Origin of the sequence: Actinomadura scrupuli (assembly GCF_050971785.1) — a bacterium.
Lineage (GTDB): Bacteria > Actinomycetota > Actinomycetes > Streptosporangiales > Streptosporangiaceae > Actinomadura_E > Actinomadura_E scrupuli.
This window is the reverse complement of sequence record NZ_JBPCCU010000005.1, coordinates 382298-399769: the sequence shown is the minus strand read 5'-3', so window position 1 is coordinate 399769 and position 17472 is coordinate 382298. Positions and strand designations below refer to the sequence as shown.

At 72.0% G+C, this 17472-nt stretch carries 14 protein-coding genes and 1 other RNA gene; 7 read left to right on the top strand and 8 right to left on the bottom strand.

Going from position 1 to position 17472, the window contains the following annotated elements:
* Positions 1 to 127: 127 nt before the first annotated feature.
* Positions 128 to 886 carry an SDR family NAD(P)-dependent oxidoreductase gene (locus tag ACRYCC_RS24390; RefSeq protein ID WP_433815667.1) on the bottom strand — a complete coding sequence of 253 codons (759 nt, stop codon included), beginning with the start codon at positions 884 to 886 and terminating at the stop codon, positions 128 to 130.
* A 108-nt stretch (positions 887 to 994) separates the two neighbouring features.
* Positions 995 to 1426: a MarR family winged helix-turn-helix transcriptional regulator gene (locus tag ACRYCC_RS24385; RefSeq protein WP_433815665.1), complete on the bottom strand. Its 432-nt coding sequence runs from the start codon at positions 1424 to 1426 to the stop codon at positions 995 to 997.
* A 54-nt stretch (positions 1427 to 1480) separates the two neighbouring features.
* Between ACRYCC_RS24385 and rnpB the strand changes: the two genes are divergently transcribed.
* An RNA gene (gene rnpB / locus ACRYCC_RS24380) (RNase P RNA component class A) lies at positions 1481 to 1872 on the top strand.
* A gap of 84 nt (positions 1873 to 1956) precedes the next feature.
* Here rnpB and ACRYCC_RS24375 read toward each other — a convergent pair.
* The 3 genes from ACRYCC_RS24375 to ACRYCC_RS24365 all read right to left on the bottom strand — a co-directional run bounded on the left by ACRYCC_RS24375 (position 1957) and on the right by ACRYCC_RS24365 (position 6985).
* Entirely contained in the window at positions 1957 to 4227 is a 2271-nt protein-coding gene (locus tag ACRYCC_RS24375) for a SulP family inorganic anion transporter (protein ID WP_433815663.1), read from the bottom strand.
* Positions 4228 to 4290: 63 nt separating this feature from the next.
* Complete coding sequence (locus tag ACRYCC_RS24370; protein WP_433815661.1) at positions 4291 to 6210, bottom strand: hypothetical protein; 1920 nt, start codon at positions 6208 to 6210, stop codon at positions 4291 to 4293.
* A 223-nt stretch (positions 6211 to 6433) separates the two neighbouring features.
* A complete protein-coding gene (locus tag ACRYCC_RS24365; RefSeq protein ID WP_433815659.1) occupies positions 6434 to 6985 on the bottom strand; it encodes a YbhB/YbcL family Raf kinase inhibitor-like protein in 552 nt (183 codons plus the stop codon).
* Between the two features lie 524 nt (positions 6986 to 7509).
* Here ACRYCC_RS24365 and ACRYCC_RS24360 point away from each other — a divergent pair.
* Positions 7510 to 8793, top strand: a complete 1284-nt coding sequence (locus ACRYCC_RS24360; protein WP_433816046.1) for an NAD(P)/FAD-dependent oxidoreductase — start codon at positions 7510 to 7512, stop codon at positions 8791 to 8793.
* 110 nt (positions 8794 to 8903) lie between these two features.
* On the opposite strand, the gene ACRYCC_RS24355 is transcribed toward ACRYCC_RS24360, so the two are convergent.
* From ACRYCC_RS24355 to ACRYCC_RS24345, 3 genes are all read right to left on the bottom strand, one after another.
* Positions 8904 to 10055, bottom strand: a complete 1152-nt coding sequence (locus ACRYCC_RS24355) for a bifunctional RNase H/acid phosphatase (RefSeq protein WP_433815657.1) — start codon at positions 10053 to 10055, stop codon at positions 8904 to 8906.
* 85 nt (positions 10056 to 10140) lie between these two features.
* Positions 10141 to 10881 (bottom strand): zinc ribbon domain-containing protein, encoded by a 741-nt coding sequence (locus ACRYCC_RS24350; protein ID WP_433815655.1) that lies wholly within the window; start codon positions 10879 to 10881, stop codon positions 10141 to 10143.
* Positions 10878 to 11738: a Nif3-like dinuclear metal center hexameric protein gene (locus ACRYCC_RS24345; RefSeq protein WP_433815653.1), complete on the bottom strand. Its 861-nt coding sequence runs from the start codon at positions 11736 to 11738 to the stop codon at positions 10878 to 10880. The genes ACRYCC_RS24350 and ACRYCC_RS24345 overlap by 4 nt, the downstream gene beginning before the upstream one ends.
* Before the next feature lie 131 nt (positions 11739 to 11869).
* Here ACRYCC_RS24345 and ACRYCC_RS24340 point away from each other — a divergent pair, with 131 nt between their 5' ends.
* The 5 genes from ACRYCC_RS24340 (at position 11870) to hypF (ending at position 17405) form a co-directional block, all read left to right on the top strand.
* Positions 11870 to 12367 carry a pyridoxamine 5'-phosphate oxidase family protein gene (locus tag ACRYCC_RS24340; RefSeq protein WP_433815651.1) on the top strand — a complete coding sequence of 166 codons (498 nt, stop codon included), beginning with the start codon at positions 11870 to 11872 and terminating at the stop codon, positions 12365 to 12367.
* 51 nt (positions 12368 to 12418) lie between these two features.
* Positions 12419 to 12748 (top strand): DUF6191 domain-containing protein, encoded by a 330-nt coding sequence (locus ACRYCC_RS24335; RefSeq protein ID WP_433815649.1) that lies wholly within the window; start codon positions 12419 to 12421, stop codon positions 12746 to 12748.
* A gap of 113 nt (positions 12749 to 12861) precedes the next feature.
* A complete protein-coding gene (locus ACRYCC_RS24330) occupies positions 12862 to 14559 on the top strand; it encodes a hypothetical protein (RefSeq protein WP_433815647.1) in 1698 nt (565 codons plus the stop codon).
* Positions 14560 to 14627: 68 nt separating this feature from the next.
* Positions 14628 to 15026 carry a hypothetical protein gene (locus ACRYCC_RS24325; protein WP_433815646.1) on the top strand — a complete coding sequence of 133 codons (399 nt, stop codon included), beginning with the start codon at positions 14628 to 14630 and terminating at the stop codon, positions 15024 to 15026.
* A 102-nt stretch (positions 15027 to 15128) separates the two neighbouring features.
* Complete coding sequence (gene hypF, locus ACRYCC_RS24320) at positions 15129 to 17405, top strand: carbamoyltransferase HypF (protein ID WP_433815645.1); 2277 nt, start codon at positions 15129 to 15131, stop codon at positions 17403 to 17405.
* The last annotated feature ends 67 nt before the right edge of the window (positions 17406 to 17472 follow it).

Below are 17472 nucleotides of genomic sequence, written 5' to 3'. Positions count from 1 at the left end.
TGATTCTCCCCGTTCCAACGGAACTTTGCTGCACGCGACCACGATATATCGCGTTTGCCGCGACGACAGGTGGTCCGGCCGGAAAGACCAGGGTGCCCGAAATGGGGTGAGAGCGTGTTCTGGCAGCTCAGGCCGCGAAATGCCCGTCCACCCGGATCAGCTCACCGGTGACATGACCGTTTGCGGCCGAGCCGAGATACACGATGAGGCTTGCCACCTCCCTGGCCTCGGTGACCCGGCCGGTGGCGGCGGCGGCCCGGGCGCGGGCGACCATCTCCTCCGGCATCGGCCGGTCCCCCGGGGTGAAGCCGGCCATCACCACGTTGGTGAGGATGCCGGCGGCCGCCAGCTCACGGGACATGGTGCGGGTCAGCCCGTGCAGGCCCGCCTTCGGCGTGGTGTACGGCGCCGACCCGGGGAGGCCGTCGGTCACCAGGCCGGTGGAGACGTTGATGATCCGGCCCCAGCCCCGGGCCCGCATCGGGCCCACCAGCGCCCTGGCCAGCAGGTAGGGGCCCTCGAGGTTGGCCCGCAGGGAGCTGCGCAGCCGTACGGCCGGCACCGTCTCGAAGACCTCGCCCGGCGACGGGAAGGGCGGCCACTCCACGGCGTTGTTCACCAGGACGTCGACGGCACCGAACATCGCCAGGGCATCGGCCGCCGCGGCGTCGACGGAGGCCTCGTCGCCGAGGTCCAGCCGCAGCGGCAGCGCCTTGACGCCGTGCCACTCGACCTCGGCCACGACGTCGCGGGCCGCGGACTCGGCGGAGTGGTAGGCGACCACGACGTTCGCCCCCTCCACCGCGAAGGCGACGGCGGTGGCCCGGCCGATCCGTCCCGTCGCGCCTGTGACGAACGCCGTCCTGCCGCGGAGTCCGAACTCCATGACGATCAACTCCTTAACTGGTTAAGGAAGAGGTTAACCAGCTAATTATTAGCCGTCTATAGAGTTTCGCCCTCAGCGATCCCTCAGCGAGCCCTCAGTCATGGGGCCTCAGCCCAGGAGCTCCTCAGCGGCCTGCCGCGCCTCGCGGCGTTCCTGCGAGCTGAGCGTGCCCCAGACCTCCTGCTCGGCCCGGCACCACAGGTCGGTGACCGGATCCCGCAGCGCACGGCCCTCCTCGGTCAGCCAGATGCGCACCACCCGCGCGTCCGCCGGGTCCCGTTCGCGCCGCACCAGCCCCGAGCCGTTCGCCCCGGCGCGCTCCAGCCCGGTGACCGCCTTCGTCACCGCGGGCGCCGACACCCCGGTCCGGGCCGCGAGCTCCGCCGACGTCAGGCCGTCCTCCCGCCACAGCTGCGCGAGGTACAGATCGTGACCGATGTGCAACCCGAGCCGCTCCAGCTCCGCCCCGACCATCACCTTGTGCCGTCCCAGCACGCGAAGCAGCCGATAGGTCGGGGTGTCGAGCAACGATCTGGCCATCCGCACAGCGTAGGCGAGGCGGCCGCGGAGGCCGTAGGCTGGAGGCACGGCGGACGAGCCGGCCGGGCGGCCGCGTCGGGGGTCTCGCACCCCCGCCGAGGAAGGTCCGGGCTCCACACGGCAGGGTGGTCGGTAACACCGACCCGGGGTGACCCGCGGGAAAGTGCCACAGAGAACAGACCGCCACCGGTCCCCGGACCGGCGGTAAGGGTGAAACGGTGAGGTAAGAGCTCACCAGCGCCCGAGGTGACTCGGGCGGCTCGGTAAACCCCACCCGGAGCAAGGTCAAGAAGGAGAGCCGCAAGGCTCTTCGCGCAGGCGTTCGAGGGCTGCCCGCCCGAGCCTGCGGGTAGACCGCTGGAGGTCGCCGGCAACGGCGACCCGAGATGGATGGCCGCCCCCCGCGCGAGCGGGGACAGAACCCGGCCTACAGGCCGGCTCGTCCGCCACGAAGCTCCGATCGGCAGCGGAGCACGTCTCCCGATCTCCCGGGAGCGCACGGCTCGCCCGCCCGCGCCCCCGCGTCCCCGTCAGGTGCGGATGGAGCCCTGCGGGGAGGCGCCCTCCACGCCCGCGTCGTCCACCTCGGGAGCCTCCTGTGGCAACAGCAGGAACCGCTCCGATTCGGGATCGAGCACGTACACCTGGGCGGTCTCCAGGTCGTAGAACATGCCGACCAGTTCGAGCTGCCCCGACTCCACCCGGCTGCGCAGCCAGGGATAGGTCATCAGGTTGTCGAACTGCTGCGCCACGTTGACCTGGCACAGAGTGGTCAGCGGCGACACCTGCTCGGCCTCGGGGTCGGCCGGCGGGTCGGCCGGCGCGGCCGTGAGGAACCGGGCCAGGCTGTGGTTGCCGTGCGTCAGCCACCGGGACAGGACGGGCAGGTGTTCGATCTCGGTGCCGCCGCCCAGCAGGGCCGCCATGCCACCGCAGTGTGAGTGACCACACACTGTGATAGTGCGCACATTTAGCACGTTTGTCGCATATTCCACCGCCGCGGCGACCGAGTCGTCCGGCGCCGGAGACCCGTACCGCGGGACCAGGTTGGCCACGTTACGGACGATGAACAGGTCTCCGGGACCGCTCGCGGTGATGATGTTGGGCACCACCCGGGAGTCCACGCAGGTGATGAACAGATGCTCCGGGGCCTGCTGAAACGCCAGCTCAGCCATGATTGGACGGACCAGCCGGGCCGTGCGGTCGTGGTACTCCCGGACACCGGCGAGCAACACCTCGCGCGGGGACGCCCCGTCAAGGGGCGCGGTGTCCCGTCGCCGGCGAGCCCCCCAGGGAGCCCACCAGCGAATGCCCGAGGTACGACGTATGGGTGTCTTTTCGCCTGTCACAGCGCTTTCGTACCAGGATTCATGGATCTCGTCTATATCGACCCGACCACCGGTCCTCTCATGACCCACCCGCCAGTGGTGTATCGCCTCGAACGCGGCGTGGTCCATGAAGGTCACCTCGAGGTCCAGATCCACCGGCACTCCCGGCGGGACCTCCTGCAGCAGCGCGGTCAGCCGGGGCACCCCGAGGAAGGTGAGCGAGCCCTCCACGACGACGTGCCAGCGGCCGTCGCTGCACTCGGTGCTCAACGTCAGCCGGGTCAACCGGCGCAGGGCGAGGCAGCCGGCGACCGCGATCCCGACGAGCACCCCCTCGCCGAGCCCCAGGGTCACCACGCCCAGCAGCGTGGCCAGGTAGACCGGGGCCTCACGGTGGCGGCGCAGATCCCTGACGTAGGTCCGGTCGAGCATCCGCACGCCCATGGCGACCAGCAGCGCCGCCAGCGCGGCCAGCGGGATCTGCTCGACCACCGGGCCGCAGGACAGCGCGAGGACCAGGACCCACACCCCGTGCAGGATGGCCGAGGTCCGTGAGCGCGCCCCGGCCTGGACGTTGGCGAGGCTCCGCACCACCACGCCCGCGACGGGCATCCCGCCGAGCAGCCCGGAGATGGTGTTCGCGGCCCCCTGGCCGACGAGCTCACGGTCGAGATCGCCGCGGGGCACTCCCTGCGGGCGGACCCGGTCCAGCGCCACGCTGCACAGCAACGACTCCACTCCGGCGACCACCGCGACCGACACGACCGCCCCGACGACGCCCAGGACCGAGCCGGCCGGCACCGCGGGCGGCTCCCAGGCACCGAGCAGGGTGCCGGGCAGATCGACCCGGGGCACGTTCCAGCCGAGCACCCAGGCGGCTCCGGTGCCGACCGCGACCGCGACGAGCGGCCCGGGGATCCGCGGCCTGCTCAGCCGCCCCCACGCCACCAGCACGGCGATGGTCAGCAGCCCGATCAGGGTGGCCCGGGAATGGTGGTCGGCGACCTGGCCGGGCAGCTCGCGGAGGTTGGCCAGGGCGGACCCCTGCGGACGGCCGCCCAGCATCACGTGCACCTGGGAGAGGACGAGGATCACCCCGACGCCCGCCAACATGCCGTGCACCACGGCGGGCGAGACCGCCAGCGCCGAGCGGGCCAGCCGGCAGACGCCCAGCAGCAGCTGCAGCAGCCCCGCGCACAGGGTGATGGCACAGGTGGCCCGCCAGCCGTAGGACTGGATGAGCGACGCGACGATCATGGTCAGCCCGGCGGCGGGCCCGCTGACCTGAAGCGGGGAGCCGCCCAGCGCGCCCGCCACGATGCCGCCCACGACGGCCGCCACGAGCCCGGCGGCGACCGGGGCCCCCGAGGCGACCGCGATGCCCAGCGAGAGCGGGATCGCCACCAGGAAGACCACGAACGAGGCGAGCAGGTCCTGAGGGAACGTGCTGGCGTTCCGTGTTTTTATCGTCACCCTACGTATCGAATCATGAACGACCCGACCACGGCGAGAGCGAACAAGGAAAAAAGCGGCCGATCAGCGCCGGTAGTCGCGGTAGGTGTTCTCCCACTCCTCCGGGGGGCGTTGCGTCTCGCGAGGCGCGTTGTACGGGTTCGGAGGGTTCGGGTCGGAATAGTCCGGCGGCTGCGGCGCGGGCGAGCCGTACGCCGGGTCGGCACCTCCATAGCCCGAGCCGTACGGCGATCCGGACGCCGGGGACTCGCCGTAGCCGCGGGGCGCCGACAGCGGGTCGGACGAGGCGGGACCGTTGTAGCTGCTGCCCGAGAAGTCGCCGTAGCGGCCCGGCTCGGCCGGCGGCTGCACTCCCCTGGGCGAGGTCGAGGTCGCCTCGTTCTGGCCGAGGGCGCCGTAGGAGTCACGGCCGCCCGGGGAACCGCCGTAGCCCGCCAGCGGATCGTCGTAGCGCGGGGGCTCGTAGGCGGGGGTGGCCGGGCTGGTCGGGTAGCCGTCGGTGGAGTAGCCCGAGGACGAGGAGCCGGAGCCCGACGAACGGTAGCCACCGGTCTCGTACCCGCCGGTGTCGTAGCCCCCGGACGCCGAGCCGGCTCCGGACAGGCCGCTGCCGGACAGCTGGCCGCCGCTCGGCAGGCCGCCGCTGGGGGTGCTGAGCGGGTCGGGGTCGTAGGACCCGGAGGACGAGGAGCCCGGCCAGGAACCGGACCCGGAGCCGTACCCGGAGTCGGTGCCGTACCCGGAGTCGGAGCCGCCGTTCAGCGACCCGAGGCTCCTCGGGCCGGTGCTCAGCGGATCGTTGAGCGGGTCCACCGGTGCGGAGCCGTAGGACGTGGGCGGCTCGGCGGGCGCCGAGGTGGCCCGGCGCCGGTCGGTCTGGATGCGCTGGAGCAGTTCGTCCACGGTCGGCAGCCGGTGACCGTCGGTGTCACCCGAGCCTGCGCCCGGGCCGGGCCCGGGGGCGGCGGCGGGCGGAACTGGGGCCGGCGCGGGGCGCGGCGGGGGCGCCGGCGTCGGAGGCAGCGTGCCGCCCGTCAGCGCGTCGCCGTAGGAGTAGGCCTGGGTCGAGTCCAGGCTGTCCGCCCGGGCCAGCGGGGTGCTCAGGGGATCCGGTGCCCGCAGCGGACCGGTCGAGGTCGGGGACGGCTGGTCGTACGGGTCCGGGCGCGCGGGGGAAGGCTGCGAGAGGGGCGGCAGCGGGGAGTCCAGCGGATCCGACCCGAACCCCGAGAGGGGCTGGGGAGCCTGCGTGTACGGCTCCTTCGGGTAGGACTCGGGGCTGTACGGCTCCTGCCCGTAGGTGTCCTGCTTGCCGTACGTGTCCTGCTTGCCGTAGGAGTCCTGCTGGGCGTACGTGTCCTGCTGGGCGTAGGTGTCCTGCTTGCCGTAGCCGTCCTGGCCGTAGCCGTCCTGCTGCCCGTAGCCGTCCTGCTGGGCGTAGGTGTCCTGCTTGCCGTAGGAGTCCTGCTGGCCGTAGGTGTCCTGGAGGTACGGCTGCGCGGGGGCGGCGGGTGCGACCTGCTCCGGCGCGGGCTCGTCGGCGGCGGGGATACCGAGCGGGTCCTCGCCGGTCACCGGCTGGTGGGCGTCGGCGTTCTGCCAGGGGAACTTGGGCTTGTCGAAGGTGATGGTGGCCCAGTAGTCGTCGTCGCCCATCTCGTCACTGGCCCGGCCGCGGCGCGGCGCGACGGCCTGCGAGGGCGGCGGCGGCGCGCTCACCGGTGCCGCCATCGGGGAGGCCGTCGGAGCCCCCAGCGGGGCGCCCGCGACGCGGCGGTCATAGCCGGTGCCGTAGCCCTCGCTGATGTCCTCCTCCACCACCGGGCCGCCTCTGCGGCCGCGCGGCTGAGGAGTCTCCTGCTCGTCGGTCATCCAGTCGTCGTCGTCATCGTGGGCCGCTCGGCTCGCCCGCATGCCGAGCGCGACGAGCACCACTACGAGGATGACGACCACGACGAGGCCGAGGACGACGATGTAAGTCATTGCACCACCCATTGCCATGGTCCGGCTACCGGTGCCAGCGCGGCCCGAGGGTCAACCCCGCGTATCACTGGCGTCCAGTCCCCTGAGGACCTCACCTGATTCTGGCTGACCGCTATGACCCTTGTCACACCCTTCGTGAACATTAGCTGCCACACGCTACGTACCACATGGCCGATTCGGTCACCCTGCACACGGTTCGCCCCATTGACCTCGCCCAACGCATCTACCGGCCGCCGAAGTTCCCGGTGATCCTGCCCCGTCCTATCGTCCGCTGCGCGATCATCGGCAACGAGTCCTTCAGTGGGGCGCCCGCCTTCATCGGTACCGGCTCGCTCAGCGCGTAGACCGTGAAGCGATACCGGTGTGGTTGCTGCCCCTTCGGCGGGCACGGCGGCTGATAGCCCACCGTACCCCCGGTGTTCTTTCCTTCAACCGTCTTGGCCAGACGCGCACCCGCCACCACGGCGTTGGTGTGCCCGTCGATGTTGGCCACCACCCAGTGCACGTAGATGCCCTTGGGCGTGTCCGGGTCGTCGACGATGATGGCGAACGCGGCGGCCCCGTCGGGGAACGACCAGTTCAGCGGCGGTGTCTTGCCCTGCCCGCCCTGGTAGGACGGGCAGGCGAACTGGGACGGGATCGGCTTGCCGTCGCGAAAGGCCGGGCTGGTCACGGTGAACCAGTCCGACAGGTCCGCGCTCTTGGCACCCGCCTGCCCGACCAGGCCGCAGCCGGTCAGGCCGACGAGCCCGGCGGCGCCACCGGCTGCCGCCATGAGCACCCTGGCACGCCTGTATCTAGTCATCATCCTTGTCAACGCTCCCGGGCGACGATCGTACGCTGCGTCCGGCCCGTTCCGGCGGATTCGAGCGGGCCGCGCTCCTGCCGGTGAGACCCTCACCCCAGCGACCCACCTTAGATGCTCACCCGGTCACAAACGGTCTTTTCTCTCATGAGCCCGGCGACCGCCGTGGCGCCCCCGCGCGACGACCTGCGGGAAGACTTCCGGCCACTCCCTGAGACTCACGGAGAAAGTTCAACGAACTTCCCTCAGTAACGAACGTTCCATCCTCCGCTTTTTGGAAAGTTCTACGGTTCTTCCCGACGATCGGCTTGCATCATGCCCGTTCTTGGGGTTAGCTTGTGAATGTCTTCACAAACTGACCTGTGACACTGACCTGTGACAAGGAGGCCACCATGGCCCGGCGACCCGAGGACAATGCCCGCATTCCCATGGCTTCGCCCCGCCAGTCCAGTGGCGCTCCCCACATCCTGATCGTGGGCGGCGGCTACGTGGGCATGTACACCGCACTCCGGCTGCAGAAGAAGCTGCGGACCGAGTTGCGCCGCGGCGAGGTGGAGATCACCGTCGTCGACCCGCAGTCGTACATGACCTACCAGCCGTTCCTCCCCGAGGCCGCGGCCGGGAACCTCTCGCCCCGCCACGTGGTGGCGCCGCTGCGCCGGGTGCTTCCCCGGGCCAGGGTGCTCAACGCCAGGGTGACCGAGCTGAACCACGAAGGCCGCTGGGCGATCGTGCAGCCCATCGCCGGCCCGCCCAAGCGGATCTCCTATGACTACCTGGTGATGGCCGCGGGGTCGGTGTCACGGACCCTGCCCATCCCCGGCCTGGCCGAGTTCGGCATCGGCTTCAAGACCATCGGCGAGGCCATCCACCTGCGCAACCACGTGCTCGCCCAGCTGGACATCGCCGAGTCCACCGACGACGAGGAGATCCGGCGCAAGGCGCTCACCTTCGTCTTCGTCGGCGGCGGCTTCGCCGGGGTCGAGGCGCTCGCCGAGCTGGAGGACATGGCCCGCACCGCGACCAAGTACCTCCGAAACGTCAGCGTCCAGGACATGCGCTTCCTGCTCGTCGACGCGGCCGACCGGATCCTGCCCGAGGTGGGGCCCGAGATGGGCCGCTGGACCGCCGAGCAGCTGCGCGGCCGCGGCATCGACGTCAAGATGAAGACGTTCCTCGACTCCGCCGAGGGCCAGCGGATCAAGCTGTCGGACGGCAGCTCCTTCGACGCCGGCACCCTGGTGTGGACGGCGGGCGTCAAGGCCGCCCCGGTGCTGCGCAACACCGACCTGCCGCTCGACGAGCGCGGCCGGGTGGAGGCCACCGAGTACCTCACCGTCAAGGGCCTGGTGCGGGCCTACACGGCCGGCGACAACGCCGCCGTGCCGGACCTCACCGCCGACGGCGAGTTCTGCGCGCCCAACGCCCAGCACGCGGTGCGTCAGGCCAAGGTGCTCGCCGACAACCTGGTGGCGTCGCTGCGCGGCAAGACCCTCAAGCCGTACGTGCACGCCTACGCCGGCTCGGTGGCCGGCCTGGGCCTGTACAAGGGCGTGGCCCAGATCTACGGGGTGAAGGTCAAGGGCGTCGCGGCGTGGTTCATGCACCGCACCTACCACCTGTCGCGCGTGCCGACCCTCAACCGCAAGGTCCGGGTGCTCGCCGACTGGACCCTCGCGCTGTTCTTCAAGCGCGAGACCATCTCCCTGGGCAGCATGGAGCAGCCGAGGGCGGAGTTCGAGCTCGCCAGCCGCACCGACACCGTCCGCGCGGCCTGACCCCCGCCCAGCCGTGATGATGCGATCAATCGTCGATTGATCGCATGATCACGGAGGGTGGTCTGCTTCTTCGGCGCGGTCGGCGCCTGATCACGGCTGCTGCGAGGTGGTCACGGTTGCAGGTGGTGGGTGTCGTTGAGGCCGCGCAGGACTGCGGGGCCGTCGTCGTACCAGTCGATGACCGACAGCGACGACACGTCGAGGTGCATCCGGTAGAGCGCCTGCGGCGGTGCCTGCAGGGCATGGCGTACCAGCATCTTGATCGGCGTCACGTGCGAGACGACGAGCACCGTCTGGTGCCGGTAGCGCACCATCAGCTTGTCGAGTCCCGTGCGGACCCGGCGTGCGGTGTCGGCGAAGCTCTCCCCGCCGGGCGGGGCCACCGCGGGGTCGGCCAGCCAGGCGTCCATCTCGGCCGGCCAGCGCTCCCGTACCTCGGCGAACGTATGGCCCTCCCAGTCGCCGAAGTCGGTCTCGCGGAAGCCGTCCTCGATCCGGATCTCGGTGCCGGTGGCCGCGGCGACCTCGGCCGCCGTGTCCCGGCACCGCCGCAGCGGCGACGACACGATCACGTCGATGCCACGATCCCCGAGGGCCCGCGCCGCCGCCTTGGCCTGGAGGAGACCGGTCTCGGTCAGCGGGATGTCCCCGGTGCCGGCGAACCGCTTCTCGTCCGACAGCGGGGTCTGGCCGTGCCGCAGCAGCAGCGTGGTGGTGGGAGTGGTGGTGGCGCCCGCCCACGTCGCCGCCGGGCGCGGCGCGGGCTCGGGCTCCTCGTCCGGCCCCGCCGCCGGCCGCGACCGCGATCCGGGCTGGGGGTCACGGGCCCGGCGGCTCCAGGGCCGCCCCTGCACCGCGGCGTCCATGGCCTCGTTGGCCAGCCGGTCGGCGTGCGCGTTCTGCGCACGCGGGATCCAGGTGTAGCGCACGGCGCCGAGGTCCTTGGCGGCCTCCCGGGCCTCCAGCGCCAGCGGGATCATGTCCGGGTGCTTGATCTTCCAGCGGCCCGACATCTGCTCGACGACCAGCTTGGAGTCCATGCGGACCTCGACCGCCGGCCGCTCGGCCAGGGCCGCCGCGGCCCTCAGCCCCGCGATCAGCCCTCGGTACTCCGCGACGTTGTTGGTCGCGTGCCCGATGGACTCGGCGATCTCGTCCAGCACCTGGCCGGTGAGGGCGTCCTTGACCAGCGCGCCGTAACCGGCGGGCCCGGGGTTGCCGCGCGACCCGCCGTCGGCCTCGACGATCAGTTTGCCGCTCATGCCGCTGCTCCGCACGGCGGCTCGGGGCGCCGGGACGGCACCGCCCTCCCTCGTCGCCCGCTCGCTCGTACCTCGCTCACCCGACTCACAGGCCGGATTCCGGGGTGCGGACGAGGATGCGGCGGCATTCCTCGCACCGGACGACCTCGTCGGCCGCGGCGGCCCGGATGCGGTTGAGGTCGGTGGTGTTGAGGGCGAGGTGGCAGCCCTGGCAGCGGCCTCGCAGGAGCGCGGCGGCGCCGACCCCGAACTGGCCGCGCAGCTTCTCGTACAGGGCCAGCAGGTCGTCGGGGATGTCCTTGGCGACGGCGGTGCGGGCGGCGCTGGTGGCCCCCGCCTCGTCGTCGATCTCCTTGGCGGCGGCGTCCCGGCGCTCGCCCAGGACGGTCAGCTCGGCCTGGGCGGCGGTGCGCTCCTCGGTCAGGCCGGCGAAACGCCCGTCGGCCGCCTCGTGCCGTTCCATGATCTCGAGCACGACCTCCTCGAGGGCGGACTGGCGGCGCTGCAGCGAGGCGATCTCGGACTGGAGGTTCTCCAGGTCCTTGGCGGAGGTCACCTGGCCGGAGTCGAGGCGCTTCTGGTCCCGGTCGGCGCGCAGCCGTACCTGCTCGACGTCCTGCTCGGCCTTGGACTGCTCGCGGTCCAGGTCCGCGATGTCGGCCTCGGCGCTGACCACGACGTCGCCCAGCTCGGCGAGCCGGGCCTCCAGCCGCTCGATCTCGGCCAGCTCCGGAAGCGTCCGGCGGCGGTGGGCGAGCCGGTCGAGCGCGGCGTCGAGCTCCTGCAGGTCCAGCAGGCGCTGCTGGGCTTCCGGTGCGGCTTTCACTGTGATGCTCCTTCGGGCTTACAAGAAAAGGTCCACGCGTCGGTGACGAGCGTGGAGATCCGGGTCTCCACTCCCGGGGCCGTGCGGTCGCCCGCCGGCGGCGCGGCCAGGGCACCGGTCAACCGCCGCTCCGCGTCGGCCAGCCAGGGCCATTCGGTAGCCCAGTGCGCGGCGTCGATCAGAGCGGGCCCGCCGGAATGCTCCCGGGCCTCCGAGGCGGGGTGGTGGCGGAGATCGGCGGTGAGGTAGACGTCGACGCCGGCCGCGGCCGCCGCGCCGAGCAGGGAGTCGCCGGCTCCGCCGCAGACCGCGACGGTACGGATCGTACGGTCCGGGTCACCGGCGAGGCGCACACCGGCCGCGGTGGCCGGCAGGCCCTTGGCCACCTGGGCGGCGAACTCCGCCAGGGTGAGCGGTGCGGGCATTTCGCCGATCCGGCCCAGGCCCCTGCGCGGGTCCTCGGCCGAGGGCGCCAGGGGACGCAGCGGGCCGCTCAGGCCGACTGCCCGGGCGAGCGCGTCGGAGACTCCCGGGTCGGCGACGTCGGCGTTGGTGTGCGCGGTGTAGAGCGCCAGCCCACCCGTGATCAGCCGGTGGATCGACCGGCCCTTGGGCGTGGTCGCCGCCACGCTGCTGACCGGCCGCAGCAGCAGCGGATGGTGCGTGACCAGCAGGTCCGCGCCCCAGCCGAGCGCCTCGTCGATCACTGCCGTGACCGGGTCGACGGCGAACATCACCTTGGTGACGGTCTGTGCGGGGTCCCCGCACACCAGGCCGACCGCGTCCCAGGACTCGGCCCAGCGGGGATCGTAGAGACCCTCGAGGACCCCGATGACGTCGGCGAGAGTGGTGGGCACGTTCCGCAGGTTACCGTTCGCAGTCCCCTCCTCCGAGCATGGAACCGATTCTTACCCCCGCCCACGCCGGACTTCTGCCGGCACCGCGTGCCACGATGCGGAGGCGGAGTCGTCCCCGGGAGGAGTACGGCATGGAGCCCACGGCCGACCGGCCCCACATGCCGGGCTACGGCGTTCGCGCCCCCGACGAGGGCACCGGGCTGCTGCCCTGGTCGTGGGCCCTGGAGCGGATCACGGCCGCCCGCAACTTCTGGGTGGCCACGGTGACCCCGGAGGGAGGTCCGCACGCGATGCCCGTCTGGGGGGTGTGGGACCACGACGCGCTGTGGTTCAGCGCCGGCCTCCGGTCCCGCAAGGCCCGCAACCTCGCGCGCGACCCCCGGGTCGTGGTCACCACCGAGGACGCCGGCGATCCCGTGGTGATCGAGGGCACCGCCGAGGTGATCACCGACTCGGCGGCCATCGCGCGGTTCCTGGGCCTGACCAACGCCAAGTACGACGTCGACCTCCAGCCCGATTTCCTCGATCCGGCGGTCAATGCCACGATCGCGGTGCGACCCCGCCGGGCATTCGGTCTGCTCCATGACGACTTCGCCGGGTCACCGACCCGGTGGACCTTCGATGGTTGACTGGGCCCACGGCGTGGGATCATTTCACCACCGTTGAACGTTGGAGCTGGAGTGAAGTCACCGTTTCGCCGCCGCCGGAGGCGGCCCAGAGGCCCGGCCAAGCCCAAGAAGGTCGAGCCCGAGGTCGTCGATTGGCCTGACGAGGGCACCGGCCGTCCGTCGATGATGGCCGCGATCCGTGGTGACGCCGCCGCCGGCGCCGGGTTCGGCGTCGGCGTTTTCGAAGACCTGCACGCCATGTTCAGTGGCGGCAAGAAGATCCAGCTGGAGCAGCAGGAGGCGGAGAAGATGCGCCGCCAGGACGATCACCAGCAGGCCGGTTCCGGCCGCCCGGACCTGGAGTCCGGAGTGATTCGCATCCAGCGCCCCGAGAAGGAATGATCTCGCCGGGAACGTGACCCGGCTATGCCGCGTCCAAGGGCAAATCCCCACAATTGGGAGCGGCGATGAGCTGGCAGTCCCCCCGGCGTCGGCGTGTCATCATCCGGCGGCGCGTGACGCGGCTTCTTCTGGTGTGGCTCTGGCTGCCCGCCCTCGTGGGCCTCACGTGGTCGATCGGCCGGGTCGTGATGCCCGGGTACGGCATCGACCGGGTCGTCGCGCACTGGGTTCAGCGCACCTTCCTGCCGCACGGCGGGCTGTCCGGGGCGGCCGGGTGGTTCTGGCTGTGGGTCGCCAGCGTGCTGCTGCTGACCGGCCTGCTGATCGGCTTCGACGAGGACTTCGACTTCGGATCCGGGCTCACCGGGCGCCTGGCCTTCGGGACGGCCGTCGTCACGATCGTCGCGGCGCTGGTCGTGGTGGTGTGGCCGCTCCCCTCGGCACTGTGGGACAACGACAAGGACGCGGGCCGCTACTACAACCGGACGACCGTGTTCCACGTGCCGACCCTGACCGATCCGCCGGGTTCGGTCGCCGACCTGGTGACAGGATCCCGTCCCGGCGGCCCTGGGTGCGACCGGATCGGCCGGCACGACGTCCCGTCCTGCATCAAGGTGGACAACGCCTATCCCGCGATGCGGTGGGAGTCCCGGACCTCGTCGCTGGCCTCGGCCCGCACCGCGATGACGCAGGCGGCCTCCCCCGTGCAGGGGGTCGACGTGATGAGCGACTCGCTGACCTACATCTGGGGTGCGGCGCCCAATACCGGCCAGTGGTCGGCGATTCTGGACGGCTCGGGCAGCTCGCGCCCGGCCTACGGCGTGGCGCAGTTCGACGGCGCCACCAACTCCACCCAGGTCTGCCGCTTCACCGGTGACCACCGGTTCGACCGGGCCTTCAACGGCACCAAGATGAACGACCTGAAGCACCTGCTGGCCGAGCGCCACCCCGAGCTGGGCTTCGAGGACAAGGACGTCTGGGGTTACTGCCAGGGCGACCGGCCGGTCATCGTCGTGGTGGTCCAGCGCCAGATCGCCTACAAGAACCGCACGGTGCGGGTCGCGGCGGGGGTCCTGCTGCTGAAGGGCAGCCGCGACGGCGCTCCCGACATCACGTACCGGCCCAAGGTGGCGCCGGGCGAGCTGCCGGGCCCGGTCTACCCGATCACGCTGACGCGGGTGCAGCGGGACGCCACCGCGTGGGCCGCCGGGCGTAAGAGCAAGAAGCGCTCCTTCGGTTTCCGCACCTCGGACTTCTCGACCCAGAAGGCCAACCCGGGCGAGTACCTGCTGCGCGGCACCGACCACCGGCTGTACTACGTCACCCCGCTCATCCCGCGGGGCACCAAGTCCCAGTCGTTCGTCGCGTACGGGATCGTGTCCGCCGACCAGGTCGACAGCGGCCGGCTGAACCGCTACGACGTCTACACCCTGGCCACCGGCGACCCACTGATCGCCAACCTGAACTCCCTGAACGCCAAGGCCGTGCCGTTCATCCAGCAGACGGGCGCGCAGCTCGAGCAGTTCATCCCGCTGGGCGCCGACCGCTGGCGGGTCTATGGGGTGCGCGACGGGCAGACCGTGTTCTACATCGACCTCTCGTCGACCGACCAGATCCAGCCGAAGGCCGTCGCCCCCGGTGGCAGTGAGGTCCTCGCCCCCGGAACGGCACCGAGCGGCCCGTCCGCCCCCTCGGCTCCGGGAAAGCCCACCGACTGCGGCGCGGCTCCCGCCAAGATGAACGACAAGCAGCTGGCCCGGTGCCTGGCCGGCCTCGCCGACGAACTCCGCCGCCGCAATGGCGGAGGCTGATCGTCAATACGGACAAAAGTAATGAAAGTATATCGAACATAGGTTCGAACATCGGCTATGGTGACGGTGTGAGCACGTACGTCCCGCCGGGGTGGCCCGCCGAGGTCCACCCACCCGGCTCCGAGCGTTTCGAGGACACGGCGATGGCCTGGCTGCTGGAGCTGGTGCCGCCCGAATACCGCCGTTACGGCGTGCTGCGCCGCTATCCGCTGGCGCTCGCCCGGATGGCCTGCCACCATCTCGACGCCGACGTCGAGGCGGCCCGGCAGGGTTTCCGTACGGCCCGCACCGAGCTCGCCGGGCTGGTCCCGCCGCACGGCATCGAGGCCGTCCTCGACACCTACCGGCGCGAGGGCACCCGGCTGGCCGCCCTCGCCAAGGCCGCCGAGCTGGTCGAGACCGCGCTCCGCGGCCCCTCCGCTCCCGGCGATCCCGACTACCAGCGCCGGTTCACCCCCAAGCTGTAGCGGCGGTTCGCATCCAGGGGCGAAGGGGGGCCGAACGGATCGAAATGCCGCGTCGCCGGAGGTCCTTCACTCCGGCCGGTCACCATGCGAGCCTGGCTAAGCGTGAGCGCGGAACAGGTCCGTTACCGGCTGCGGGTCGCCGGGGTGGTGCAGGGGGTCGGGTTCCGGCCGTTCGTGCATGCCCTGGCCGGGCGGCTGGCGCTGTCCGGGCTGGTCGGCAACGACGCGTCAGGGGTCTTCATCGAGGTCGAGGGCGACCCCGACACGGTCAGCCGCTTCCAGGAGACGCTCCGGCGCGAGGCCCCGCCGCTGGCCGTCATCGAGCGGATCGCCCTCGAGGCGCTGCCGCCACGGGGCGGGCGCGGCTTCGCCATCGTCACCAGCCGGGGCGACGGCTCCCGCCGCACGCTGATCTCGCCGGACACCGCGACGTGCGACGACTGCCTGCGCGAGCTGTTCGACCCGGCCGACCGGCGTTACCGGTACCCCTTCGTCAACTGCACCAACTGCGGCCCCCGCTTCACGATCATCCGGGACGTGCCGTACGACCGGCCGTACACCACCATGGCGGGGTTCCCGATGTGCGCGGCGTGCGCGGCGGAGTACCGGGATCCGGCCGACCGCCGGTTCCACGCGCAGCCGGTCTGCTGCCCCGCCTGCGGCCCGGTCCTGCGCCTGTCCGGCCCCGGCGGCGCGGAGGTCCCCGGCGATCCCGTCGAGGCCGCCGCGGAACTGCTGCGGGCCGGCCGGATCGTGGCGATCAAGGGCCTGGGCGGCTATCACCTGGCCGTGGACGCCGGCGCGGAGGCGGCCGCGCGGACCCTGCGGTCCCGCAAGCACCGGGAGGACAGGCCGTTCGCGGTCATGGTCTCCGGCCTGGCCGCCGCCCGGCTGCTCTGCGAGGTCGACGAGCCGGCGGCGGCGGCGCTGACCGGAGCCGCCCGGCCGATCGTGCTGCTCCCCCGTCGCCCCGGTGTGCCCGTCGCGGCGGCGGTGGCCCCCGGCAACCGCGAGCTGGGCCTGCTGCTCCCCTACACCCCGGTGCACCATCTGCTGGCCCGCGCGCTGGCCGGGCCCATGGTCCTGACCAGCGGGAACGTCTCCGACGAGCCCATCTGCCACGACGACGCGGAGGCCTTCGACCGGCTCCGGGGCATCGCCGACGCCTTCCTCACCCACGACCGCCCGATCCACATGCGCACCGACGACTCGGTGGTGCGGGTGGTGGCCGGGCGCGCCCTGCCGATCCGGCGGGCCCGCGGCGAGGCTCCCCGGCCGCTGCCGCTGCCCCGCCCGGCCGGCCGGCCGCTGCTGGCGGTGGGGGCCGAGCTGAAGAGCACGTTCTGCCTGGCCCGCGGAGCACACGCCTTCGTGTCCCACCACATCGGGGACCTGGAGAACTACGAGACCTTCCGCTCCTTCACCACCGGCATCGAGCACTACCGGCGGCTGTTCGACATCACGCCCGAGCTCGTCGCGCACGACCTGCATCCGGAGTACCTGTCCACCAAGTACGCCCTCGGCCTGCCGGACGCCGAGCCGCCCGGGGTGGAGCTGCTGGGCGTCCAGCACCACCACGCGCACATCGCCTCGTGCCTGGCCGACAGCGGGGAGACGGGGCCGGTGATCGGCGTCGCCCTCGACGGGCTCGGCTACGGCACCGACGGCACCCTGTGGGGCGGCGAGATCCTCGTCGCCGATCTGGGCGGTTTCACCCGGGCGGGTCATCTGGCCCCGGTCGCGCTGCCGGGCGGCACCGCGGCGATCCGGGAGCCCTGGCGGATGGCCGCGGCCCACCTGACGGCCGCCGGAGCGCCGTCGGCGGACCTGGCCGTACGGGAGCGGAACGCCGCCCGCTGGGACCCCGTCGCCGCGCTGGCCGGATCACGGCTGGGCGCCCCGGTCACCTCCAGCGCCGGGCGGCTGTTCGACGCGGTCGCCGCCCTTCTCGGCGTCCGCGACACGGTCACCTACGAGGGCCAGGCCGCCATCGAGCTCGAACAGCTCGCCGACCGCGGCACCGGCGACGGCTACCCGGGCCGGATCACCGACGGCGACCCGTTCCTGATGGAGGGCACCGACCTCGTGCTCGCCGCCGCCGACGACCTGCGGGCCGCGGTGCCCGTCCCGGTGATCGCGGCCCGGTTCCACCACGGCGTCGCCGCGCTGATCCTCGGCGCCTGCACCCGGGTCCGTACCGCCTCCGGCCTGCGCACGGTCGCGCTCTCCGGCGGCGTCTTCCAGAACCGGCTCCTGCTGGAACGGACCGTCCCCGCGCTCGAACGGCGGGGCTTCCGCGTCCTCACCCATCGCCGGGTGCCGCCCAACGACGGCGGCATCAGCCTCGGCCAGGCCGCCATCGCCTGCCGGGAGGGCTGAACGCCGCGGCGTTCCCCGTAGATCTCCGGGCGGCTTCCATACACGCCCCTTTCCGCCGGGCCGGCAT

What these genes read in the sequence shown, in the direction of transcription:
- ACRYCC_RS24390 (WP_433815667.1), bottom strand. Translation starts at nt 886, where the DNA reads ATGGAGTTCGGACTCCGCGGCAGGACGGCGTTCGTCACAGGCGCGACG.
- ACRYCC_RS24355 (WP_433815657.1), bottom strand. Translation starts at nt 10,055, where the DNA reads ATGAGCGGCAAACTGATCGTCGAGGCCGACGGCGGGTCGCGCGGCAAC.
- ACRYCC_RS24340 (WP_433815651.1), top strand. Translation starts at nt 11,870, where the DNA reads ATGGAGCCCACGGCCGACCGGCCCCACATGCCGGGCTACGGCGTTCGC.
- ACRYCC_RS24370 (WP_433815661.1), bottom strand. Translation starts at nt 6,210, where the DNA reads ATGACTTACATCGTCGTCCTCGGCCTCGTCGTGGTCGTCATCCTCGTA.
- ACRYCC_RS24385 (WP_433815665.1), bottom strand. Translation starts at nt 1,426, where the DNA reads ATGGCCAGATCGTTGCTCGACACCCCGACCTATCGGCTGCTTCGCGTG.
- ACRYCC_RS24360 (WP_433816046.1), top strand. Translation starts at nt 7,510, where the DNA reads ATGTACACCGCACTCCGGCTGCAGAAGAAGCTGCGGACCGAGTTGCGC.
- ACRYCC_RS24365 (WP_433815659.1), bottom strand. Translation starts at nt 6,985, where the DNA reads ATGGCGGCAGCCGGTGGCGCCGCCGGGCTCGTCGGCCTGACCGGCTGC.